We start from the raw sequence: 23268 nt of genomic DNA, 5'->3' as shown, positions 1-23268 counted from the left end.
ACGGTGATTACCACGCCAGCCAACGTCAACGACACGGTGATGGCCGATAACTTGATCTGCGGCGACGAGAAGACGGTGTGGGCGGACGCCGCCTACGACACCCCTGCCCGCCGCGCCCGGCTCAAGGCCGAGGGCAAGAAGGTGCGCATCGCGCGCCGCCCCAACAAGCACCATGCGCTGCCGCCGCGGCTCAAACATTACAACCGCCTGATCGCCAGACGGCGAGCGGCGGTGGAGACCACTTTCGCCACGCTCAAGAACGGCATGAAGCTGACCAATATCCGCTATGTCGGACTGGCGAAGGCCACCGCCCAGGTGACATTGGCGGCGATCGCCTTCAACATGCGCCGATGGGCCGCCATCACGGGATAGGTGCGCCCGCGGCCCGGCCGCCCGGGCCGAAACCGCCGCCGAAACCCCAAACATGGGGGCGGAGCTCACAAAGACGAGCGAAATCCCTGCGATCCCGCCCCATCCAAACATCCCCGGTTACTGCGCAACAGGCCCCTTGTGGGAGAAGGTGGATTGGCGCGAAGCGCCAAGACGGATGAGGGGTGCCGGAAGAAATGAGGCGTCGGCGTTCCCTGGAACACCCCTCATCCGACCGAGCTTCGCTCGCCCACCTTCTCCCGCAAGGGGAGAAGGGAAAAGGAGCCCTACTCCTCCGGCTCCGTCGTGAACATCAGCGGGTAGCCCTTGGCCTTGCCGGCATCGGTCGCCCGCGCTGCCTTGGTCTCGGCGACATCCCTGGTGAAGACGGCGACGACGCAGACGCCGCGCCGGTGCGCAGTAATCATTATCCTATGCGCCTGGTCTTCGCTGAGCTTGAACTCGGCCTTCAGCACAGTCACGACGAACTCGCGCGGCGTGAAATCGTCATTGACCAGGATAACCTTGTAGAGCTTCGGCCGTTCGACTTTCGGCTTTGTGCTGGTACGGGGTTTTGTCGTGATTTCAGGCATTGGACCGGCAATTGAGTACGACGGCTTTGCGGTCATTTTGACATGGGCAAAAGCGGTCGTCCATTCAACCGCGCGCGAGCGGCTTCCCGGCGGACGCAGTTCAAAAATCCGTGCCTATGTGGGAACTGCCGTCTGGCGTTCAACGGGGGTGTGGGCCGGGACTGCCCGTATTGTCTGCACGCAACAAAAAAGACGACCGCTCCAGGCAAATCGCAACTGGAGCGGTCTTCTCATAGGGTAGAAAGATGTCGCTTGATCAGGCCTTCGGAGCTGCCTTGACCGCGTGCTTCTTGTGCTTCTTGACGGTCTTCTTGGCAGCGACCTTCTTCACGGCCTTGGCCGGCGCAGCGGTCGTCGTTGTCGTCGCAGCCGGGGTGGTGGTCGCGGCATTGGCGCTGCTGGCGCCGAGAACCGGCATCGAGACGGCCAGCGCGATGGCGAGACCGAGGGCGGAGAGGAGAGACTTTTTCATGGCTTCACTTCCTTTTTGTGCAGATCGGATTGAGTGTCACTGAACGGGATCGATCGGTGTCACTCCAAGCAGCTTCAAGGCGTTCGCGAGCATCCGGATTCCCTGTGCCTGTTTCTTGTTGGCGCAGAACCGGTTTCCCTTTCTTTGAAGTGCTTTCGCCGCGGTGACCTGCGTTGCCGCGGCATGGGTTTCGAGGGCTTCGTCAAACTGGCGGTTCAGATCGATGCAACGCTCGCTGCGGGTGGTCGCCACCTTTGCATCGGCCGCCTTTGCATTGGCCACCTTTGCATCGGCCAGTTTTGCATCGGCTTGTTCAACCGCGGCCGTGACGAGCGAAATGGAAAGCAACGCACCCATCAGACTGATCGAGAACCTTTGCATTGCTCTATCCGTAATCCCGTAACGCGTGTCGCAGCCGATGACCTGACCGCCACGGCACCACTTATGACCTTGATTTTTTTCGGCAGTTTTTCCGGATTGTAGAATTTTGTTTCTGGATTGTTTCTGGGCAGCCCGGATCGGGCCGCCGATCTTCACTGGCCAACTTATGGCCTGAATTCTATCGTCTGGCTGACGGCCGAAGCACCGCTTGGGCGATCCAAAAATGACAGGTTTCCTGTGAAATCCGACCCTCACATACTGATCGTCGACGACGACAAGGGCATTCGCGACCTGCTTCAGGAATTCTTCCAGAAGCGAGGGCTGCATACATCTGTCGCCGCCGACGGCATCGAGATGGAGACCATCCTGCGCCGCGCCCAGGTCGACCTGATCGTCCTGGACGTCATGCTGCCCGGCAAGAGCGGGCTGGAGCTCTGCCGCGAGTTGCGCGCCAATTATTCGACGCCGATCATCATGCTGACCGCGGTTACCGAGACAACCGACCGCGTGGTTGGGCTGGAGATGGGCGCGGACGACTACGTGCCGAAACCCTTCGATCCGCGCGAGCTGCTCGCCCGCATTCGTGCCGTCTTGAGACGCAATGGCGCCGCCGAGCCGCGACGCGCCGCCTCGCGGCAGATCTACCATTTCGCCGGCTGGACGATGGACTGTTCGCGCCGCCGGCTGATGGCGCCCGGCGACGTCAGGATCGAGCTGACGATGGCCGAATTCAATCTCCTGCAGACCTTCGTCAAGAGCGCGCAGCGCGTACTGAGCCGCGAGCAGCTGATCGAGCTGTCCGGCGGCGACAGCGGCTACAGCTTCGACCGCAGCGTCGACATTCTGGTCAGCCGGCTGCGGCGCAAGATGGAGGACGACCCGAAAACGCCGAAACTGATCCTGACTGTGCGCAGCGGCGGCTACCAGTTCCTGCCTGAGACGACCTCCGAATGAGACGCATCCTGCCGCAAACGCTGCCGGTCTGGGTGCTGCTCATCGTCATCGCCGGCCTGCTGATCAGCCAGATCGCGACCCTTTACATCGTTTCGCGCGACCGTGCCGCCGCCAATGACGTCGTCGATCTCTATCGGCTGAACGACCGCGCCTTCTCCCTGGTGCAGCTGATGCATGATGCCACCCCAGAACAGCGCAAGGCGACGGCCTCCGGGCTGTTCAACGCCACCTATGCGCTCACCGTCTCCGACACGCCCGCCGTCACCTCGTCGATAGCGGGCGACGACGAGCTGGCCGAACTGGAAGACATATTGGTCGGCCGGCTGTCGAAGTTCGGCATCACCGATGCACGGGTCCGCCGCGACCCGGCAACGCACGAAGCCGACGCTCCCGGTGGGACGGTCGCCGGTCCCGATATCGGCCAGGTCGAGCGCGACCTGCTGGTGCTGGCGGCCGATTTCGCCCAGAGCGACAAGCTGACGGCTTCGCTTCGCTTTGCCGACGGCCAATGGCTGAACTTCACCGAACCGAACACGCCGGCCGGGCCGATACTGAGCTTCGATAGCCTGCCGCTCTATGCCTTGATCGCCGGGCTGGTGGTGGCTTCCTCGATCTGGTCGCTGCGCCGGCTGACGGCGCCCTACCGGATGATGGAGACCGCGGTGAAGCGGATCGGCGAGGACCTGAAAAGCCCGCCGATCGCTGAGAGCGGCAGCCGCGAGGTGCGTACCGCGGCAAAGGCGGTCAATGCCATGCAGGCGAGGCTGCGCGCCTACGTCGAGGACCGCGAGCATCTTGCGGCCGCACTGGCGCACGACCTGCGCACGCCGCTGACCAGGATGCGGCTGCGCCTCGAACTGCTGAGGAATTCGTCCGTGCGCGCCGCACTGGCGCACGACCTCGCCGACATCGAAGGCATTGCCAGCTCGGTCATCGACTTCGCCACTTTCGAGGTGACCGAGGAGAAGAGCGAGAGGATCGATTTCTGGTCGCTGGTAGAATCGATCGCCGACGGCTTCGACGAGGTCTCGTTCGAGAATGAAGACGGGCGCTCGCGCGGCCTGATCTGCATGGCGCGCCCGGTCGCGCTGCGGCGCTGCGTCACCAACCTCGTCCAGAACGCGGTGACCTATGGCAAGAGGGCGCATCTCAGCCTGGGTCAATCAGGCAAGACAATCACGCTGGCGATCCATGACGAAGGACCGGGCATACCGCAGGCCGAGCTCGACGCCGTGTTCGGCTCGTTCGTGCGCCTGGAACAGTCGCGCAACCGTCAGACCGGCGGCCTCGGCCTCGGCCTGACCATCGCCCGCAACATCGCCCGCGGCGCCGGCGGCGAGGTCATCCTGTCCAATCACCCCGATGGCGGCCTGTTGACGGAACTGAGATTGCCGCTGGCGGTTTAGCTTGCGGTATCGGGCTAAGCCGGCGTTCCTTCGCGCGGCGTTTGGTCTCGGTTCTCGCCACGGAGAAAAATTATCTTCGCAGCACCGCGCTCAGCACATCCCTGACGCCGATGGCGCCGACGAAGCGCGACTGGTCGTCGAACAGCGCCACCGGTGCGGTCTGCGAGCGATGCATGGCCAGCATCACGGTCTTCAGCGAGGTGCCGGGATTGGCCCAGAACACCTGCGCCGTCTCCTCCGGCTGGGCTTCGACATCGGCGCAGGACACCCATACCGCCGGCTTGCCGTCGCGCTCGGCCGCCGCCACCAACCCATGCTCGTCGATCTTGAAGCGCGTCGTCTTGCGCCGGTCGAGCCACACCCAGCCGTTCTCGCCATGTTCGAGGTCGCGGCGGTCGCGCATGACGTTCCACGCGGTCAACACCGACAGCGGGTTCACATTGGCGATGAAGTCGCGGACATAGTCGTTGGCGGGCCGCAGCACGATGTCTTCCGGCGCACCGGTCTGCACGATGCGTCCGCCCTCCATGATAGTGATGTGGGTGCCGATCTTCAGCGCCTCCTCGAGGTCGTGGCTGACGAAGATGATGGTCTTCTTCAGCTCGGCCTGAAGCTGCAGCAGCTCGTCCTGCAGCTTGGTCCGGATCAGTGGGTCGAGTGCCGAGAACGGCTCGTCCATCAGCAGGATCGGCGCCTCGGTGGCAAAGGCGCGCGCCAGGCCGACGCGCTGCTGCATGCCGCCGGAAAGCTCATGCGCGTATTTCTTCGACCACTGGTCGAGATGAACCAGCTTCAGTTGCTTATTCACCCGCTCCTTGCGCTCGGCTTCAGGCACGCCGGCGAGCTCGAGGCCGAGGCCGACATTTTCCTCCACCGTGCGCCACGGCAGCAGACCGAACTGCTGAAACACCATCGCCACCTGTTTCTGCCGCAACCGCCGAAGCGTCGCCTCGTCGCAGGTGACGACGTCGACCGTGCCGTCGCCGTCCTTGACCAGCACCTGGCCGCGCGAGACCACGTTCAGCCGGTTGACGGCCCTGAGCAGCGTCGATTTGCCGGAGCCGGAAAGCCCCATCAGCACCGAGATCTCGCCCTCGTTCACGGTGAGGCTGGCGCCGGCGCAGCCCAGTACGTTGCCGGTCTGTTCGAGGATTTCGGCGCGGGTGGCGCCGCTGTCGATCAGCGCCAGCGAGCCTGCCTGGTCGGCGCCGAAGACGATGTCGACATTCCTGAAATCAACGGCGACGGTCATTTCTTGCCTCCCACGCCGATGCGCGTCATTCGGTCGAGCACGATGGCAAGCACGACGATGGCCAGCCCTGCCTCAAGCCCTAGGTCGATCCGGCGCGAACCGAGCGCGCGGTTGATCTCGGTGCCGAGGCCGCCGGCGCCGATAAGGGCGGCGAACACCACCATCGACAGCGACAGCATAATCGACTGGGTCAAGCCGGCCATGATGGTCGGCAGCGCCGAAGGCAGCTCGACCTTCCACAGCAGCTGGCGTTTGGTGGCGCCGAACGCCTCGCCCGCCTCGACGATCGATTTCGGCACCGAGGTGACGCCGAGATGGGTGAGCCGAACCGACGTCGGAATGACGAAGATGATGGTGACGATGAGGCCGGGCGCATTGCCGAGGCCGAACAGGGTCAGCACCGGGATCAGGTAGACGAAGGTCGGTAGCGTCTGCATCAGGTCGAGCACCGGCAGCATGACGCGATACACCTTCGGCTTGTGCGCGGCCCAGATGCCGAGCGGCACGCCGATGGCCATCGACACGGCGGCGGCGGCGACCACCAGCACTAGCGTCTCCACCGTCTGCTTCCACAGGTTCTGGTTGAGGATGAACAGCAATCCAATGAATACCGCCAAAGCGAGGCCTTTCGAGCGCTGCAGGAAATAGGCGAGCAGAGCGATCAGCGCGATCAGCAGAACCGGCGGCAGCAACAGCAGCCCGTCGACGATGCCGTCGAGCAGGAAGTTGAGGCTGTTGGAAAAAGCCCTGAAGATGGTGTCGAAATTGTCGGTGAGAAAGCCGAAAAACGCCTTCCCCCATGCCCCGATGGGAATCTTGTAACTGACCAGGAATTTGGAGATCGGATCCATCTAGCCCCTCTTCTGCTGGCGCCGTCCTTCGCCGCACGGTCATCTTGTCACAGGATATGAAAAAGGGCAGCCATTTCTACCGTGGCTGCCCCTTGTCTCGTCATGCCAGATGATCGGGTCAGCTTCCGAGCGCCGTTTTCACCGCTGCCGCCGCATCGCCGCCGTCGAAGGTGGTGACGCCGGCGATCCAGGGGGTGATCGCGTCAGGGTGTTTCTTCAGCCAGTCGGTCGCGGCGGTATTGGCGTCGGCGCCCTTCAGGATCGCGTCCATCATCTCGCCTTCCATGTCCAGGTTGAACTTCAGATTGGCGATGAACTTGCCGGCGTTCGGGCATTCGCTCATGTAGCCCTTGCGCACATTGGTATGCACGGTGGCGGCGCCGAAGCCGCTGTCGCCCATCCCCTCGAGATAGGTGATCTTCATGGCGCCCATCACCGGATGCGGCGTCCAGCCGAGGAAGGCGATCCATTCATTGTTCTTCATCGACTGCTCGGCCTGGGTGAGCATGCCGGCCTCGGAAGACTCGACCAGTTCGAAGCCTTCGAGATTGGTCTTCGGATCCTTGATCATATCGAGGATGATGCGGTTGCCGTCATTGCCGGCCTCAATACCATAGATCTTGCCGTCGAACTTGTCCTTGAACTTGCCGAGGTCGGTCAGCGTCTTGACACCGGCATCGGCGACATAAGTCGGAACGACGATGCCATAGCCGGCACCGCTGAGATTTTCGCTGACGGTCTCGACCGAGCCTTCGGCGGTATAGTCCTTGATGTCGTTGGTCATCGACGGCATCCAGTTTCCAAGGAACACGTCGAGGTCTTTGTTCTTCAGCGATGCATAGGTCACCGGCACCGAAAGCTGGATCACCTGCGGCTCGTAACCGAGCGCCGTGAGCAGTACCGAGGCGACGCCGGTAGTCGCCTGGATGTCGGTCCAGCCGACATCGGACAGCCGCACCGTCTTGCAGCTTTCCGCATCACCGGCGAAGGCCCCAGTCGTGGATAGAAAAGCCGCCAGGCCGAGGCCGGCGACGAATGAACTCATGCGCGACATAGAAATTCTCCCATTTCAGTTCTCGGTGAAGCGAAGTGGCGGTTTTATCTCCACCTTTGTTCCGTCAGCCAAACACCATTCTGCTGCGGTTTCAAGCACTAAGGCAATCACGAACAACGGCGCAGACTGGCCGATCGGCGACACGCCCGCCGCTTTACGGATGGAAGTCGTCTTTTCCCGGTGGAATGTAGGCGCTCCCCCTCCCCGCTTTGTTGCAACTCGGCTTAAAAGGACGGCATGGCCAAGCTGTACTTCCATTATGCGACGATGAATGCCGGCAAGACGACGATGCTGTTGCAGGCCTCGTACAATTACCGCGAGCGTGGCATGACGACGATGCTGTTCATCGCCGGCCACTACCGCAAGGGCGATACCGGGCTGATCTCGTCGCGTATCGGCTTGGAGACGGAGGCCGAGATGTTCCGCGACGGCGACGATCTGTTTGCCCGGGTCGCCGAGCATCATGACCACGCCACGGTGCATTGCGTCTTTGTCGACGAGGCGCAGTTCCTCGAAGAGGATCAGGTCTGGCAACTCGCCCGCATCGCCGACCGGCTGAACATTCCGGTCATGTGCTATGGCCTGCGCACCGATTTCCAGGGCAAGCTGTTTTCCGGCTCGCGCGCCCTGCTGGCGATATCAGACGAACTGCGCGAGGTGCGCACAATCTGCCGTTGCGGCCGCAAGGCGACGATGGTGGTACGCCTAGGGGCCGACGGCAAGGTGGCGCAACAGGGCGAACAGGTGGCGATCGGCAAGGACGTCTATGTCTCACTCTGCCGCCGCCATTGGGAAGAGGAAATGGGCCGCGCCATGCCCGACGATTTCATCGGCTTCATCAAAACCTGACCAGCGCGTTGCGTCCATCCGACCGCCCAGCCAACATTCGTTCGGCAATCGCGTCATCGTGCGGCGCTTGTTAAGGCCTGCTTCCTATTTTCAAAACCTCTCAGCCAGAGCCGTCGGGGAGTTCCCATGTTTCGAGCCATCTCATCTGCAACTGCTTTCCTCTTCGTCGGCGCTCCTGCCGCGCATGCCGACGGCGATGCCGCTCTCGGCAAGAAGGTCTTCAACAGATGCATGGCCTGTCACGAGGCAACGAGCGAACGCGACAAGGTCGGCCCGCATCTGCTGGGTGTCGTCGGTCGCACCGCCGGTACCGCGGACAGTTATCTCAGCCGCTACTCGCAGGGGATGAAGGACGCCGGCGCCGCCGGCCTGGTCTGGGACGAAATAAACCTTGCCGAATACCTGCGCGCGCCGCGGCAGAAGGTCCCCGGCAATAAAATGGCCTTCTCCGGCCTGACCAGCGACGAGGACATTGCCAATGTCATCGCCTACCTCAAGGCCGATCCCAAGCCCTGAGCGTGACCCCAGTTGCCTCGTTTCCTGGTGTCGCCCGTCTTCCGTCTTTCATTCGCCAAACCCGGCACATATAGTCACGGCGGTTTGCGACACGAAACCGATGCCGAAGCGGGAGGCCCCAATGGCGACATTGCAGAATTTCGATGCCGAGATTGCCAAGACCAAGCAGGTCGTAGAGGACATGCGCGCCAAGATCGAGCAGTCCGGTAGCGTGCTCGACACGCTCGCCACCGCCGACAAGAAGATCGGCGACGCCAATTTCGACATCGAGAATGCCCGCATCGAGGACGTGCTGAAGCAGCAGAAGGTGATGGAAGGCAATATCGCCGACCTGATCATCGGCCTGGAGGACGCCACCAACGTCTTCGGCGCCGAATTCGAGAGCATGAAGAACTACACCGGCTGGGAGAATTTCGTCGGCGTCTTCTCCAGCCAGCGCAAACAGCGCATGCGCACCGACCGCGTCCGCAACATGTCGCTGGCCGGCAATTTGCAGGAGCTGTTGGCGAAATCCGACACCATCGTCGGCATCCTCAAGGCGCAGAAGCAGGTTCTCGACACGCGCTACAAGACCTCCGAGGCTAGCCTGTCACAGGTGATCGAGCGCCGCAAGACAACCATGTCCAATCTCGAGACCGTGCAGAAGCGCATCGAGGAACTCAACCCGATGCTGCTCGACATCGAGAACAAGATCGCCGCCTCGACCAGCCAGAAGGAGCGCACGCAGCTTGAAGGCGAACGCTCGAAACTGGCCACGGAATACAACGAAAAGCAGGCCAAGGAGCAGGAATTGCTGGCCGAGAGCCAGACGCTGGAGCGCTACACCTCGATGTTCCAGACCTTCGTCGATTCGCTCAACAATCAGATCGCGGCGCAATCGACGCTGATCAACAAGCTGACCATCGATACCGAGCAGCGCATCGTGCTGTACAAGGCCCTGGAAGATTCGCTGAAGACCGCCGCCCAGCAGGATGTCGCCCACAAGATCAACACGCTGGGCAGCCAGGTCGACAACACTGCCGAGGAGACCATGGCCGGCATTGGTGCCGCCTCGCAAAAGCACATCGGCGATCTGCTTGAAATGCACGAGAAGAACATGGTCGCCACCGCCGACATCCAGCGCCGCAAGAAGCTCGCCGACGATGCCTTCGCCCGCCGCTTCGACGATGTGATGAAGAAGCACAATTCGGCAAATTACGTGCAGTCGTAATTGCTGCACGTGCACTGCTCCCAAGGGCTGGCAGCATGACCCCCGAAAACGAAGCCGCGGCGCGCTATTTCTCGGCGATCGCGGCGGCACTTGGCGGCCTCGAAGTGTTCATGCGCGACGATCGCTCGCCGCTCTATCGGCACGGCATCGTCGCCAAGGTCGTCGCCGAATATATTGCGCGGCTCGACAAGTCGTTCTCGTGCTGGCGCAACCGGCTGGGTTTCACCGAGACGTTCCGCATCTCGCGCGCCGAAAGCGGTTTTCCGGTTTTCCAGAACCTGCTCGAACTGGAAAACGACCGCCTCCAGGCCGACAGCCGTCTCGCCGTCATCCCTTCGGCCAGCGAGCTGCGCGAGGAAATGGCCGACTTCATCCTGCGCCACAAGGAATTTCCCGAAGCGTTGCAGAAGTCGATGGCCGAGCGGCTTTACCTCGAAGACGTCAAGAGCGGGACCACCTTCGGCCCGTTCACGCTCGCGCAGACGGCCAAGGTTTCGGTCAACCCGAAGACGCTGCGGCCCTATTATCTGGTCCACTGGGCCTGCTTCGACGGCAGCGCCAACCTGCCGCTGGTCTACATGGCGACGGTCGAGGATTCCTCCGACGACATGATCCGGCAGCTGGTCGATAGTAGCGGCAAACTTAATGAGAGGGTCGATATTCCGCTGCCGGTCGACGGCTTGCTCAATCCCGAACTCGCCCACCGTTTCGACGATTTCACCGAGAAGAATTCCGCCTACACGCTGTCGCCGGCGACGATCGCGGTCAACCTCGACAAGGATTTCGAGACGCTGCATCCCAAGCAGCTGCGCCGCGTCGTGCTCGGCCCGTTCTATTCTGCCGGCATTACCGACAACAATTCGACGGTGAACGAAGTGCTGGCCAAAGTGCGCAAGCCGGAAAACGCCTGGCTGCTGACCTGGACCATCCAGGAGGTCTTTTCCAAGGCCGAGAAGCCCGGCCGCAAGGGGCTGTTTTCGAGCGAGAAGACGACGCAGGAATTCTTCATCAACACCGACGATCTCGAGGCCGCACGCCAGGGCGTGTCGAGCTACGAGAACCACGCGCTGATTCCACATGAGGCCTATCAGTCGCTTTACGCCGCCGGCGAGGCGCAGAAGATCTTTTCGGGCTACAAGGTCCATATCCTGTCCAAAGGGCAGGTCATCAGCGACGTCTGACCATCAAATCGCGGAGCATCCTCCATGGACACCGGTCTGACCACCATCCCGGAAGCGGCAATCGAAAAGCACCGCGCCACTGCGCAAAGTTTCATCACCCGCATCGTCGTGCTGGAAGACCCATCGCGCGAATCCGGTACCGCGCTTGCCGGCACCAACCGCCGCTTCGTCTCGACCGTTTCGGTCGGCTCGGTTCGCCGCACGCGCGAGGTCGAGCTCGCCAAAACCGTCGCTGCCGTCCATCCCGACGACCAGCTGCTGACCATCCCGCAGCACATGCTGCTGTTTCGCGCCCGGCGTGGGCTGGCCATTGCGTTGGCAATATCCGATGTCTTCGCCGAAGGCTCTGACCTCGAAAGCCTGCAGGCGAAAAACGCCCGCGCGCCGCTCGAAGGCGACGAGGCCGCCACATTCAAAAAGCTGCTGTCGGCTTCGGCCTATATTTCCGCCTTCAGCTTCGCCTCCTATCTGTTCCAGCTGATCGATAGCGACGGCGAGGCGCCGAACGACACGCCCGAGCCGGACTTTCTGTTCGACACGCCCCAGGACGCGGTGAAATCGATCGTGGCCGGCCTCGACAGGGCGATATCAGGCGCGAAGGACGACGCCGACCTGATGACCCGGGCGCGCGCCTTTGCCCGCATTGCCATCGATGGGCTTTTGGCGCGAAAAGGCCGCTTCGACGGCATCGGCCCGTTCGAGAACGCGCATATCCGCATCGACGTCGACGATTTCACGCTCGATGGTTTCGACGTCGCGCCGGGCAAGCGGGCAAAACCGTTGGTCATGACCTTCAAAAAACCAGAAGAGGTCGTCGGCAACCACATCGCCAAATACCAGTCGGTCAAGCTCGCCAAGATGCTGATGGCCTACGACTTCGAGCGCGAGCTGAACCCGTTTGTCGAGCTTGGCGGCTTCCTGTTCACCTTCATCGGAGACGGCGCGCCCGGCACCGGCAAGACGACGCTGATCCAGATGATCGCCGGTCTCGTCAACGGCTACTGCCAGGTCGCCGGCTATCCCTTCGCCTACGAGAATTTCGGCGTCGACCAGATCTCCTCCTACCAGGGCAAGTCCGGCCAGAACTGCCGCCAGTTCATCAACAATGTGCTGAACCCGCGCGTCATCGGCTTCGGCACAATCGACGATATCGACCAGGTCGCCGCACGCCGCTCAGACGACCGTGCCTCTGCCGGCCAGCAGGAAATCACCGGCGTCCTTATGGACGCGTTCGGGGGTGCCGGCACCGTGGTGCGCGGCAATTGCTCGTTCGGCATGTTTTCCAACTATCCCGAGAACGTCGACGACGCATTGCGCCAGCGCGCCGGCGCGCGCTGGCTGGTCGATGGCCCGCAGAGCCGCGACGACTACATCGACATCTTCGTTCTGCTCGCCGGCAAGAACCACAAGATCCCGCTCGGCGATCACAAGCTCTATGCGGCGCAAGAGATCCAGCGCGCGGTGATGGAAGCCTATGAGGAGCATGAAAAGCCGCACGAAGACGGGCTGATGAAGGTCTACGAGCGCTATATGAAGGAGAACGGCGCACCGAAGACGATGGCCGACATCGGGACTTATCTGCACATGATCAAGGATGCCGAACCGCGCTTTACCGGCCGCGCCATCAAGAACGTCACCGACGCGATCAAGATGCGCGCCATGGACATCGAATTGCCCGACGAGTGGTTCGAAAAGCCGGAAGCCTTCATGCACAAGGGTTACGACGACAAGAAAGCCATGATCGAGGAACTGCGCGGGCCATTCTCGATGGACATGGTCATGCAGGAGATCAATCGCTATGCGGATTCCGAATTCCGTTATTCCGACAAGTCCGACGACGCCGCGGTGAGCAAGATGATCCGCGATACTCGGCTGCGGGAGCGTGCCGTCCGCGAGATCGAGGAGATGAAGAAGAAGGGGCTATGGAATGCGTGAGATGCGCCGACGCCCCCTTCTCCCCTTGTGGGAGAAGGTGTCGCCGAAGGCGACCGATGAGGGGTATTCGTCAAGCTGGAACACCCCTCATCCGACCGAGCTTCGCTCGGCCACCTTCTCCCACAAGGGAAGAAGGAGCGTTCGCGCTCCTCATCCGCCGTTCGGACACCTTCTCCCCGTGAACGGGAAGAAGAAAGCATGAGCCCCGCCAAGAAGCCCGATCTGTTGCGCGACAACGAGCTGATCTACGGCCGGCTGCTGACGATCGACGAGCCGCACCTGATCCAGCGCTACAACAAGGCGATGATCGCGTTCGGCTTGAAGCCGACCAAGTTGAAAAGCTTCGAGATCGATCGCACCGGCTTCTCGCCGCAGGTCGCCGAGGAATGCGGCGACTACAGCTACCTCGATCCGAACGAGGTCAACCGCCGCTTCATCATCCTGACGCCGTCGCAGATCGACCTGCCGGTGGTGCACACGGCATTCTCCAACACCTCGCTGCTGATGTACGAATTCATGTCGAAGAACCAGCGCGCCATCGATGCGCTGACGATCAAGGACGTCATCTACGGCGAGATCGAGGACTCGGTCCCCAAGGTCGACGACATCGAGGACCTGCTGTCGATCAACCAGGTCGAATTCAAGGTGCTCTCGGCCGAGGATGTGCTCGGTAAGGCCGCCGAACTCGGCAAGCTGGTCGACCGGCTGAAGCAGGAGCCGGATGCCTGGCGCGACAACGCCATGCTGGCCCACATGGTCGAGCTGGCGAAGATCTGCGGCGACATCCGCGAGAATGCGCTGGTGCCGGACCAGGTGATCTTCCGTCACAATGCCTATTGGACCAGCCATTTCGGCGGGCTCTATGTGTTCGTCGATCCCGACGTGACGACGGTGATCAGCGACCCGGCAGCGCCCGGTTTCCGCCGCTCACGGCCGTGGCAGGTGAGTTACCTTTCGATCCACGATGCCGACAAGGTGTTCAAGTTCCTCGCCTCGACCGGGCGCATCGAGCTGCCGCGCGCCTCATGGATCGAAACCTCCGGCTATCTCGAGCATCGCGCCGAAATGGTGGTGCGCGCGCTGATCCGCGACGCCGAGCCCGACCGCAATCTGACCGATGTCGACAAGGTCTGGCTGCAGACCTGGATCCACGGCCATGCCGATCTGATCACCAGGGACGGCAATTTTCCCTTCCTCAACGCCGCCAAGCGCGAGATCGCCCAGCTCGGCCATCTCAAGATCGAGGATGTGTTCCCGCAGCAGCGCTTCCTGGTCATCCGGGCCAAGCCGGACCATCCCGACGCCTGGCTGACCAACCAGCTGATCTCGGACTTCGTGCCGCAGGACTTCGTCTCGCGTTACGTCTTCAACAAGCCGGGCTTCTACAGGGATTATGACGGCTTCAGCGACGCCTGGCGATCGCATGTTGTGGACGTTCTGAAAACCACATATTTGAAGGACAAGGTGGCGTTTCGCACACGCCTCTACGGCTTGACTGACTGAGGGGGTGACATCGCCATGCTTGATCCGATCGTGAATTTCTTCACCCGGATTTTCCAGTGGATTGGCCGCGGCATTGGTCTGCTCATCGGCGCGATCCTGTGGCCGTTCCTGTGGGCGGGGCGCTGGTACACGCAACGCGGCTGGATCCTGAAGGCGGTGCTCGGCCTGGCTGTGCTCGTGCTGATCGGCCTCTATGTCAATTTCTTCTATGCCACGCAGTGGTGGAACAATTTCGACCCGAATTACGTCGACAAATACACTTTCGAAAAACGCAACAGCTCCGCCGGTGAACAGGTTTCCGCCGGCGCCGGCACCGACACGGCCAAGACCTGCGGAAATTCAGCCATTGCCCAGGTTGCTGCCGACCTGACCGACTTCAACGTCAACCAGAATGCCTGGGTGTCGTCGATGATCCTCTACAAGCTCGGCCTGTTCGGCATCGACTGGGACCACACGCCGTTCATGGACAACAAGGCTTCGTTCCAGCGCGGCATCAACCAGGCGGTGCGGCGTACGGCGACCGAGCTTGCCGATAATCTCGGCCGCGTCCGCACCACCTCGCAGATCGACGCCGACCTGCAGGACGCCCGCGGCAATCTGCAGTTCGATGAGGAAACCTGGTATTTCGGCTTGAACCCGTTCGGCCCCAAGACGCCGACGCCGAGCTACTATCGCGACGCGGTGCGCAAGCTGCGCTCCTTCAACGCCCGCCTCGCAGCCTGCCAGGCGACATTCGATGCCCGAGCCGACAATCTCAAGCAGTATATCGACCGCATCTCGTCCGATATCGGTTCGACCTCGGCGATCCTCAAGGAGCGTGCCGAAAACCACAATAATGGCTGGTTCGACACGCGCGCCGACGATCGCTTCTGGTTCGCCTATGGCCAGCTCTATGCCTATTACGGGCTGATGAAGGGCGCACAGGCCGACTTCGAGGACGTCATCAAGGAAAAGCACCTGCAGAACCTGTGGGATACGATGGACGCGCAATTCGTCTCGGCGCTGCGCATCCAGCCCTTCATCATCGCCAATGGCCGCGAAGACGGCTGGCTGCTGCCGACACATCTGACGACGATGGGGTTTTACATACTCAGGGTGCGCTCGAACATGGTCGAGATCAGCAACGTGCTGACGCAGTAGCCGATCGTTCCGCACAGCCGGCGCTGGTGAATTTGCGCCGTTGCTTCTGTCGCTTTTCGCGTATTAGGCGGCTGTTTTGAGACGGCGGAAGCGCCCCTGCTCTGGCTTCTATACGGCGCTGCGACCGGCGCAAAAAAGAACCTGTAGCAGAGCGGCCGGCGGCAGAGGTATTTTCTTCGCAGGAAACATAGTTGCATGAAAGTTGACGCCGCGGCAGCGACAGGGGTAGAACATGCTCGCGCCTGCAATGCCGGGCTGTTCTTGCGACCACACTAGTCAAATCCGTCCAATCCAGAGGGAAGCCGTCATGGCCGAAGTGAAGTCCGACATCGAGATCGCGCGCGGCGCCAGGAAGAAGCAGATCCAGGAGATCGGCCAGAAGATCGGCATTCCGAGCGAACATCTTCTGCCCTACGGCCATGACAAGGCGAAGATCTCGGCCGAGTTCATCAAGTCGGTGAAGGGCAACAAGGACGGCAAGCTGATCCTCGTCACCGCCATCAACCCGACACCGGCCGGCGAAGGCAAGACGACGACGACGGTGGGCTTGGGCGATGGCCTCAACCGCCTCGGCAAGAAGGCCATCGTATGCATCCGCGAGGCTTCGCTCGGACCGAATTTCGGCGTCAAGGGCGGTGCCGCCGGCGGCGGCTACGCGCAGGTCGTGCCGATGGAGGACATGAACCTCCACTTCACCGGCGATTTCCATGCCATCACCACCGCGCATAATCTGCTGTCGGCGCTGATCGACAACCACATCTATTGGGGCAACGAACTCGGCATCGACACCCGCCGTGTCGTCTGGCGCCGCGTCATGGACATGAACGACCGGTCGCTGCGCGAGATCATCTGTTCGCTCGGCGGCGTCGCCAACGGTTTCCCGCGCGAGGCCGGTTTCGACATCACAGTCGCCTCGGAAGTTATGGCCATCCTGTGCCTGTCGACCGACCTGAAGGACCTGGAAAAGCGCCTCGGCGACATCATCGTCGCCTATCGTCGCGACAAGTCGGCCGTCTATGCCCGCGACCTCAAGGCCGACGGTGCAATGGCCGTACTCCTGAAGGACGCCATGCAGCCCAATCTCGTGCAGACGCTGGAGAACAACCCGGCTTTCGTCCACGGCGGCCCCTTCGCCAACATCGCGCATGGCTGCAACTCCGTCGTTGCCACCACGACGGCGCTGAAGCTAGCCGATTACGTCGTCACCGAAGCCGGTTTTGGCGCCGATCTCGGTGCCGAAAAGTTCTTCGACATCAAATGCCGCAAGGCCGGCCTGAGGCCGGCAGCGGCGGTCATCGTCGCCACGGTTCGCGCCATGAAGATGAATGGCGGCGTCAAGAAGGAGGACCTCGGCAAGGAGAACGTCGAGGCGGTCAGGAAGGGATGTGCGAATCTCGGCCGCCACATCGAGAACATCCGCCAGTTCGGTGTGCCAGCTGTGGTCGCCATCAACCATTTCTACTCCGACACAGAGGCCGAGATCCAGGCGATGAAGGACTACGTCGCCTCGATGGGCGAAGAGGCGATCCTGTGCAAGCACTGGGCCCAGGGATCGGCCGGCATCGAGGAACTGGCCAAAAGGGTCGTGGCATTGGCCGAATCCGGCGCGTCGCAATTTGCCCCGCTCTATCCCGACGCCATGCCGCTGTTCGAGAAGATCAACACCATCGTCCAGCGCATCTATCGCGGTTCCGAAGCGATCGCAGACAAGTCGGTGCGCGATCAGCTCCACGCCTGGGAGCACGCCGGCTACGGCCACCTGCCGGTCTGCATGGCCAAGACGCAATATTCCTTCTCGACCGATCCGAATCTGCGCGGCGCGCCGACCGGCCACACCGTACCGGTGCGCGAGGTCAGGCTGTCTGCCGGCGCCGGCTTCGTCGTCATCATCTGCGGCGAGGTCATGACCATGCCCGGTCTGCCCAAAGCGCCATCCTCGGAAAAGATCTTCCTGAACGAAATCGGCCAGATCGAAGGCCTGTTTTAGGGATAATCAGTGCTCGTACGGCAAAGGGCGCCGCAACGCTGCGGCGCCCTTCTGCCTGTCCGCAATGGTCTCCTACGCTGCGCTCCGCGCCAGCGCGCGCTGGTTGGAGGCATAGGGTGTGTCGTGCTGGGGTACCACGCCGGTCTTCAGGCACTCGATCCATTCGGCGGTTTTGAGAACGGCCGCGAAGCGCGATTGCAGGACGATCGTCACGACGCGATGGATTTCCTCCCCCGACGCGTAGCCGGCGCTGTTGGCGTATGGCAACGACCCCGTTGCGTCCGATAGGAACTCAACCTCGAAGCCCATATGCACGGCGTGGATGACCGTCGACAGGTCACAATTATGCGTCATATAGCCGATGACCGTGATCGTATCGATAGAGTTGGCGCGCAGCCACTCCTCAAGGTCTGTGCCGGTGAAGGCGCTGGGCAAGTTCTTTTCGATGTAGTGGTCACGGTTTCGCCTGGCGATTTCCGGGTGCAACTCGGCGCCATGGCTGCCCTTGGCGAAGACCGGCGAGGTTTCCGGTGCCAACTGCTTGATGACCACCACCTTGACGCCTGCCTCGGTGGCCGCGTCCATCGCTCGCGCCACATTGACGACGCTGTCGCGGAAGGGCGGATGCTGGATGGCGAGGTTGCCGCCGTCATAGTCGTTTTGAACATCGATGACGATGAGGGCGCGGCGTGGAGCTTTGCCTTTGGCTGGTTCCGACATGGGGTTTTCCTTTCCTGTTTGAAATTAATGGGGTGGACGATAAGCTCGGCGTCGGATCGCAAAAAGTGTCCCAATTGACATTATTCGAAAGAATTGGGACAATCGGCCTCGCCCGTTGCTGGAGCTCCCATGACCGATCCTGCCGTTGCCGCCATCGCCTTCGATGGCATCAGCCCGTTTCATCTCTCCGTGCCGTGTCTCGTGTTCGGCGCGGATCGCACGGAGCTCGGCCTGCCGCGCTTCGACTTTCGGGTCTGCGCGATTGAGGACGGGCCGATCCGCACCGATGCCGGGCTGACCATCAGCGTCCCGCACGGGCTTTCCGCGTTCGATGACGCCGACATCGTCATCGTGCCAAGCTGGAAGGATCTCGGGAGCTCGCCTCCAGCCGCATTGATCGACGCGTTGCTTGGCGCGCACGAGCGCGGCGCGCTGATCGTCGGGCTGTGCTTGGGAACGTTCGCTGTTGCGGCGACCGGACTGCTTTCGGGGCGGCGAGCGGCGACGCACTGGGCCTACGCGGATCAGCTGCAGGAACTCTATCCCGACATTCTCGTCGAACCGGAAGTGCTCTACATCGACAATGGCGACGTCGTGACATCCGCCGGCGTCGCCGCCGGGCTCGACTGCTGCCTGCACGTCGTACGGGCTCGTTACGGCGCGGAGGCGGCACTTCGCCTGGCCCGGCAGATCGTGCTTTCTCCGCATAGGCAGGGCGGGCAGGCTCAATTCATCGAACGTCCCATCGCCAGGACCGGCAATGCGGACCGCTTCACCCAGGCTCTCGAAGCGGTGCGCAAAACCCTGGGTGAGCCGCACAGTCTGGACAGCGTTGCCGGTGACGCCGGCCTTACCCGCCGGACGTTCACGCGCCGTTTCCAGAAAACGATCGGCACCAGTTTCGGTGACTGGCTGACCGAACAGCGCGTCCAGCTGGCGCAGCGGCTGCTGGAGGCAACGGAAAAATCGATGGACACGGTTGCCTTCGAGGCCGGTTTCGGCAGCGCCACCTCGCTGCGCCAGCATTTCGCGGCGCGGCTCAGAACCTCGCCGGCGCAGTACCGGCGCGAATTCTCGAAGAGTGCTCAGGAGGAGCGCGTGGCGCACATGCCGAGGTGAAATTCGGCTCGCGCTCGATTCCAGGGCAATCGCTTCAGTGCCAACGTTGGACTGCCATCTGGCCCGAGCAGGCTATCTTTTTTTCTCGAAGCGATTGCCCTGCTCTCGATCCTGTCGTGCTTGAAAGGCTCTGCGTCATCTGTCATATATTAAAGCGACAGATGACGCGAAGAGGGCTCGCCGTGGCGATGGCATTGGAAAAGGCTGCGCCAGCAGCAAAAAACAATGAACTTCAGAAGGTGGCGAAATTGCTAGGCGGAAGCCGCATTCTGGCAAGGCGCCTCAGCAGCGCTCTGGATGCCCACGAGTTGCTTCTGCACGGCCTGCCGGCTTCAGCGCTGGACCATCTTATCGGGCAACTCGTCTTCATCCAGAAGACTGATTCGCTGGAGAAGGCCGTCGGCATGAGCCTGCGCACTTACCAGCGCCGCAAGGATGCTCCTTCCAAGCCTCTCAGTCAGGACCAGAGCGGACGAACCTGGAAGTTCGCGGAGATCCTGTCGAAAGCGACCGACGTGTTCGGTTCGCAGGCAGAGGCAGAGCAATGGCTGGAGCGCCCGGCGATTGGGCTCGACCAGCGTCGTCCAATCGACCTTCTGGCGACACCGGCGGGGATCGAGCTTGTAGAAGACTATCTGGAACGGCTTGAATATGGCGTTTATGCATGACGCCGCTGCCGGCGGCGCTTGGTGGTTCCGACCTCATCGGATGGCGCCTCGATCAAGCCGCGTTTGCGCCTGCATGGGATAGTGGCGAGGGCGCATACAGGGTGGGCGGACGCTGGAACAGCAAGGGCGTGCGCGCCGTCTACTGCTCGATCGATCCGTCGACTGCGATCCTCGAAGTTGCGGTCCATAAGGGCTTCAGGGTGCTCGACACGATAGCGCATGTCATGACGGCAGCGATCGTCAGCGATGTCGCGGATGTGCATATCGTCGACCCCGCGGCCGTGCCCAACCCCAACTGGTTGCGCCCGGGCATTCCGAGCTCCAGACAACAGGTGTTTGGCGACGATCTTCTGCAACGGCACCGGTTCGTTGTAATTCCGAGCGCCGTATCGCAGCATAGCTGGAACCTGATCTTCGACGCGAGCCTCGCCAGAGGGGCATACGCCATGAAGACGCAGGAGGCGTTTGCGCTCGACACACGGTTGCATCCACCTCCGGCCAAGTAACACAGCCGCCCCCATGTCCATCAGAACGAGGACATGACCGGCGACGGAAGCACGGTGCTCAGCCGTTGCTGATTATCCGTGCCGGACTGCCGACCACCGTGGTGTTCGCCGCGACGTCGCGCGTCACCACGGCACCGGCGCCGACGATGGCGCCGTCACCGATCCTGACCCCGCCGAGGATGATGGCACTGCCGCCGATCCAGGCATTGTCGCCGATCTCGACGGGCCTGGCGATCTCCAGCCCTGCCTGCCGCCCCGCAGCCTCTTTGTGGTGCTCGGCGCAATAGATCTGCACATTGGGGCCGAGCAGCGTTCCCTTGCCGATGCGCACTGGCGCCGTGTCGAGGATGGTGCAGCCGGCATTGAGGAAGACGCGGTCGCCGAGAAAGATGTTGAAGCCATAGGCACAGTGGAACTGCGCTTCGATCCGGGCGCCCTCGCCCGCAGCGCCGAGCAGCGTCCGCAGTCCAGGCCCGATATCGCCACGCTGCCGCGGTGGCAGGCTGTTGTGCTCGAACACCGCGTCGCGCGACGTAATGCGCAGCGCCTCCAGTTCCGGATCGAGGCAGCAATACCACTCGCCCGCCGCCATTTTCGTGCGTTCGCTCGCCGTCATGGCCGCAACTCCAGTTTCAACTTTGCCAAAGCACAAGTGGTGAAAATACGGAAGCGCCGGCGGCGACACCACCTCTGGTCAAATACCCGACCTATGGTAGCTTGCTCTCTCGGACCTGTCCCAAGCCGGCCATCGAGGGGATCGATCATGCTGTACATTCTTGCACTCCTGATTGGCGTCGTTGCCGGGCTTCGCGCCATGACTGCGCCCGCCGCGGTCGCCTGGGGCGCCTGGCTTGGCTGGTTGCCGGTCGCCGGCACCTGGGCGAGCTTCATGGGCCACTGGATCGCCGTCGGCGTCTTCACCATCCTGGCCATCGCCGAACTGGTCACCGACCAGCTGCCATCGACGCCGAGCCGCAAGGTGCCGCAGCAATTCGGCACGCGTATCGTCCTGGGCGCTTTCACCGGCGCGGTGATCGGCGCCACCGGCGGCGCCATCATCGGCGGCCCGATCGCCGGCGCCATCGGCGCGGTGATCGGCACGCTGGGCGGCGCCGAGGCGCGCAAGCGCCTGGCCATCGCCTTCGGCAAGGACCCGCCCGCCGCCTTCATCGAGGACGCGGTGGCGATCGCCGGCGGGCTTCTGATCGTGGCGGCGGTGGCATGACGGCAAAGACATTCGATGCCATCATCGTCGGTGCCGGGCAGGCCGGCCCGCCGCTCGCCGGCCGGCTGAATGCGGCCGGCATGAGCGTGGCGCTGATCGAGCGAAAGCTGGTCGGCGGCACTTGCGTCAACACCGGCTGCACGCCGACCAAAACGATGGTGGCAAGTGCCTATGCCGCGCATCTCGCCCGCTCCGCCGCGGATTACGGGGTGACGCTCTCCGGTCCCGTCGGCGTAAACTACAAGGCGATCAAGGCGCGCAAGGACAAGGTCTCCAACGACGCCCGCGGCAATCTCGAAGACTGGATTGCCGGCATGGACAAATGCACGCTCTATCGCGGCCATGCGCGCTTCGTAAGCGCCAACACGGTGCGCGTCGGCGACGATCTGCTGAGCGCCGAAAAGATATTCCTCAACACCGGCGGGCGCGCCTCGGTGCCCGACCTGCCCGGCATCGACGGCATTTCTTACCTGACCAACTCGTCGATGATGGATCTCGACGAGCTGCCGCGCCATCTCATCGTCGTCGGCGGCAGCTATGTCTCGCTCGAATTCGCGCAGATGTTCCGCCGCTTCGGTTCCGAAGTCACGGTCATCGAAAAAAGCCCGCGGCTGATCGGCCGCGAGGACGGGGACGTCTCGGACGCCATTTTGTCGATCCTCGAAAACGAAGCCATTGCCGTCCATCTCGGCGCCGACGACATCCGCTTCGCCAGGCGAGGCAACGAAATCGCCGTGACCTTCTCGCCAGGCAAGGCGGCTGCGGTCGGCTCGCATGTTCTGCTGGCGCTCGGCCGCACGCCAAACACCGACGATCTCGGCCTCGACAAAGCCGGCGTCGAGGTCGACAAACGCGGCTTCATCGTCGTCGACGACCAGTTGCGCACCAGCGTGCCCGGCATCTGGGCGATGGGCGACTGCAACGGCAAGGGCGCCTTCACCCACACCTCCTACAACGATTACGAGATCGTCGCCGCCAACCTGCTCGACAACGATCCACGCAAGGTCAGCGACCGCATCGAGGCCTATGCGCTCTATATCGACCCACCACTCGGCCGCTGCGGCATGACCGAGACAGCGGTAAGGAAATCCGGCCGCCGCGCCTTGGTCGGCCAGCGGCCAATGACCCGCGTCAGCCGTGCAGTCGAAAAAGGTGAGACGCAAGGCTTCATGAAGATCCTGGTCGATGCCGACACCAGGGAGATCCTCGGCTGTTCGGTGCTCGGCCCGGGCGGCGACGAGGCGGTGCACTGCGTGCTCGACCTGATGTATGCCAAGGCGCCGGTCAGCACGCTGGCGCGCGCCGTGCACATCCACCCGAACGTCTCGGAGCTTCTGCCGACCATCGCCCAGGAACTCAAGCCGCTGGTGTGAACCG

24 protein-coding genes are annotated in these 23268 nt (G+C 62.4%); 16 read left to right on the top strand and 8 right to left on the bottom strand.

Going from position 1 to position 23268, the window contains the following annotated elements; translation table 11 throughout:
• The coding region (locus NKI79_RS04805) for a transposase (protein ID WP_352800169.1) at positions 1–372 on the top strand (372 nt) is incomplete at its 5' end.
• Positions 373–656: 284 nt separating this feature from the next.
• Here the strand turns inward: NKI79_RS04805 and clpS are convergent.
• The 3 genes from clpS to NKI79_RS04790 form a co-directional block, all read right to left on the bottom strand.
• Positions 657–962: an ATP-dependent Clp protease adapter ClpS gene (gene clpS, locus NKI79_RS04800; RefSeq protein ID WP_023679498.1), complete on the bottom strand. Its 306-nt coding sequence runs from the start codon at positions 960–962 to the stop codon at positions 657–659.
• Positions 963–1218: 256 nt separating this feature from the next.
• The gene (locus NKI79_RS04795) at positions 1219–1434 is read right to left on the bottom strand and encodes a hypothetical protein (RefSeq protein ID WP_352450529.1); all 216 of its coding nucleotides are present in this window, start codon (positions 1432–1434) and stop codon (positions 1219–1221) included.
• 36 nt (positions 1435–1470) lie between these two features.
• Positions 1471–1815 (bottom strand): hypothetical protein, encoded by a 345-nt coding sequence (locus tag NKI79_RS04790; protein WP_292665026.1) that lies wholly within the window; start codon positions 1813–1815, stop codon positions 1471–1473.
• Between the two features lie 237 nt (positions 1816–2052).
• Between NKI79_RS04790 and NKI79_RS04785 the strand changes: the two genes are divergently transcribed.
• Both NKI79_RS04785 and NKI79_RS04780 read left to right on the top strand, forming a co-directional pair.
• Positions 2053–2769: a response regulator gene (locus NKI79_RS04785; protein ID WP_352800167.1), complete on the top strand. Its 717-nt coding sequence runs from the start codon at positions 2053–2055 to the stop codon at positions 2767–2769.
• Positions 2766–4175 (top strand): ATP-binding protein, encoded by a 1410-nt coding sequence (locus NKI79_RS04780; protein WP_352800165.1) that lies wholly within the window; start codon positions 2766–2768, stop codon positions 4173–4175. Before NKI79_RS04785 ends, NKI79_RS04780 begins: the two co-directional genes overlap by 4 nt.
• Before the next feature lie 70 nt (positions 4176–4245).
• On the opposite strand, the gene choV is transcribed toward NKI79_RS04780, so the two are convergent.
• The 3 genes from choV to NKI79_RS04765 all read right to left on the bottom strand — a co-directional run bounded on the left by choV (position 4246) and on the right by NKI79_RS04765 (position 7332).
• Positions 4246–5427: a choline ABC transporter ATP-binding protein gene (choV, locus tag NKI79_RS04775; protein WP_254819159.1), complete on the bottom strand. Its 1182-nt coding sequence runs from the start codon at positions 5425–5427 to the stop codon at positions 4246–4248.
• Positions 5424–6278, bottom strand: a complete 855-nt coding sequence (gene choW / locus NKI79_RS04770; RefSeq protein ID WP_254819158.1) for a choline ABC transporter permease subunit — start codon at positions 6276–6278, stop codon at positions 5424–5426. Before choW ends, choV begins: the two co-directional genes overlap by 4 nt.
• Before the next feature lie 118 nt (positions 6279–6396).
• Positions 6397–7332, bottom strand: coding sequence for a choline ABC transporter substrate-binding protein (locus tag NKI79_RS04765; RefSeq protein ID WP_254819157.1), 936 nt, complete (start codon positions 7330–7332; stop codon positions 6397–6399).
• Positions 7333–7569: 237 nt separating this feature from the next.
• On the opposite strand from NKI79_RS04765, the gene NKI79_RS04760 reads away from it, so the two are divergent.
• The 8 genes from NKI79_RS04760 to NKI79_RS04725 all read left to right on the top strand — a co-directional run bounded on the left by NKI79_RS04760 (position 7570) and on the right by NKI79_RS04725 (position 17653).
• A complete protein-coding gene (locus NKI79_RS04760) occupies positions 7570–8181 on the top strand; it encodes a thymidine kinase (protein ID WP_352800163.1) in 612 nt (203 codons plus the stop codon).
• Positions 8182–8307: 126 nt separating this feature from the next.
• A complete protein-coding gene (locus tag NKI79_RS04755) occupies positions 8308–8697 on the top strand; it encodes a c-type cytochrome (protein ID WP_352800161.1) in 390 nt (129 codons plus the stop codon).
• A gap of 121 nt (positions 8698–8818) precedes the next feature.
• Complete coding sequence (locus tag NKI79_RS04750; protein ID WP_352800159.1) at positions 8819–9907, top strand: hypothetical protein; 1089 nt, start codon at positions 8819–8821, stop codon at positions 9905–9907.
• A 35-nt stretch (positions 9908–9942) separates the two neighbouring features.
• Positions 9943–11088 (top strand): hypothetical protein, encoded by a 1146-nt coding sequence (locus NKI79_RS04745; RefSeq protein ID WP_352800157.1) that lies wholly within the window; start codon positions 9943–9945, stop codon positions 11086–11088.
• 24 nt (positions 11089–11112) lie between these two features.
• Positions 11113–13023 (top strand): AAA family ATPase, encoded by a 1911-nt coding sequence (locus tag NKI79_RS04740; RefSeq protein WP_352800155.1) that lies wholly within the window; start codon positions 11113–11115, stop codon positions 13021–13023.
• Between the two features lie 198 nt (positions 13024–13221).
• Positions 13222–14526 carry a DUF6638 family protein gene (locus tag NKI79_RS04735; RefSeq protein WP_254819151.1) on the top strand — a complete coding sequence of 435 codons (1305 nt, stop codon included), beginning with the start codon at positions 13222–13224 and terminating at the stop codon, positions 14524–14526.
• 15 nt (positions 14527–14541) lie between these two features.
• On the top strand, positions 14542–15666 hold the full coding sequence (locus tag NKI79_RS04730) for a DUF2333 family protein (protein WP_023679513.1): 1125 nt from the start codon (positions 14542–14544) through the stop codon (positions 15664–15666).
• A 307-nt stretch (positions 15667–15973) separates the two neighbouring features.
• Entirely contained in the window at positions 15974–17653 is a 1680-nt protein-coding gene (locus tag NKI79_RS04725) for a formate--tetrahydrofolate ligase (RefSeq protein WP_352702951.1), read from the top strand.
• Between the two features lie 72 nt (positions 17654–17725).
• Here NKI79_RS04725 and NKI79_RS04720 read toward each other — a convergent pair whose 3' ends face one another.
• Positions 17726–18373, bottom strand: a complete 648-nt coding sequence (locus tag NKI79_RS04720; protein WP_352800152.1) for a cysteine hydrolase family protein — start codon at positions 18371–18373, stop codon at positions 17726–17728.
• Positions 18374–18502: 129 nt separating this feature from the next.
• On the opposite strand from NKI79_RS04720, the gene NKI79_RS04715 reads away from it, so the two are divergent.
• The 3 genes from NKI79_RS04715 (at position 18503) to NKI79_RS04705 (ending at position 20666) form a co-directional block, all read left to right on the top strand.
• On the top strand, positions 18503–19492 hold the full coding sequence (locus tag NKI79_RS04715) for a helix-turn-helix domain-containing protein (RefSeq protein ID WP_352800150.1): 990 nt from the start codon (positions 18503–18505) through the stop codon (positions 19490–19492).
• Positions 19493–19680: 188 nt separating this feature from the next.
• Positions 19681–20160 carry a type II RES/Xre toxin-antitoxin system antitoxin gene (parS, locus tag NKI79_RS04710; RefSeq protein ID WP_352638288.1) on the top strand — a complete coding sequence of 160 codons (480 nt, stop codon included), beginning with the start codon at positions 19681–19683 and terminating at the stop codon, positions 20158–20160.
• Complete coding sequence (locus NKI79_RS04705) at positions 20157–20666, top strand: RES family NAD+ phosphorylase (RefSeq protein WP_352800149.1); 510 nt, start codon at positions 20157–20159, stop codon at positions 20664–20666. The genes parS and NKI79_RS04705 overlap by 4 nt, the downstream gene beginning before the upstream one ends.
• Before the next feature lie 58 nt (positions 20667–20724).
• Here the strand turns inward: NKI79_RS04705 and NKI79_RS04700 are convergent, their stop codons facing one another.
• Complete coding sequence (locus tag NKI79_RS04700; RefSeq protein WP_352800147.1) at positions 20725–21282, bottom strand: sugar O-acetyltransferase; 558 nt, start codon at positions 21280–21282, stop codon at positions 20725–20727.
• Between the two features lie 147 nt (positions 21283–21429).
• Here NKI79_RS04700 and NKI79_RS04695 point away from each other — a divergent pair, with 147 nt between their 5' ends.
• Positions 21430–21891 (top strand): DUF4126 domain-containing protein, encoded by a 462-nt coding sequence (locus tag NKI79_RS04695; RefSeq protein ID WP_352800145.1) that lies wholly within the window; start codon positions 21430–21432, stop codon positions 21889–21891.
• Complete coding sequence (locus tag NKI79_RS04690) at positions 21888–23264, top strand: FAD-containing oxidoreductase (RefSeq protein ID WP_352800143.1); 1377 nt, start codon at positions 21888–21890, stop codon at positions 23262–23264. The genes NKI79_RS04695 and NKI79_RS04690 overlap by 4 nt, the downstream gene beginning before the upstream one ends.
• The last annotated feature ends 4 nt before the right edge of the window (positions 23265–23268 follow it).

The sequence above is a fragment of the Mesorhizobium sp. M0340 genome (assembly GCF_040321535.1).
Taxonomy (GTDB): Bacteria; Pseudomonadota; Alphaproteobacteria; order Rhizobiales; family Rhizobiaceae; genus Mesorhizobium.
The sequence above is the reverse complement of the archived record's forward strand: the minus strand, read 5'-3'. Positions and strand labels throughout refer to the sequence as shown.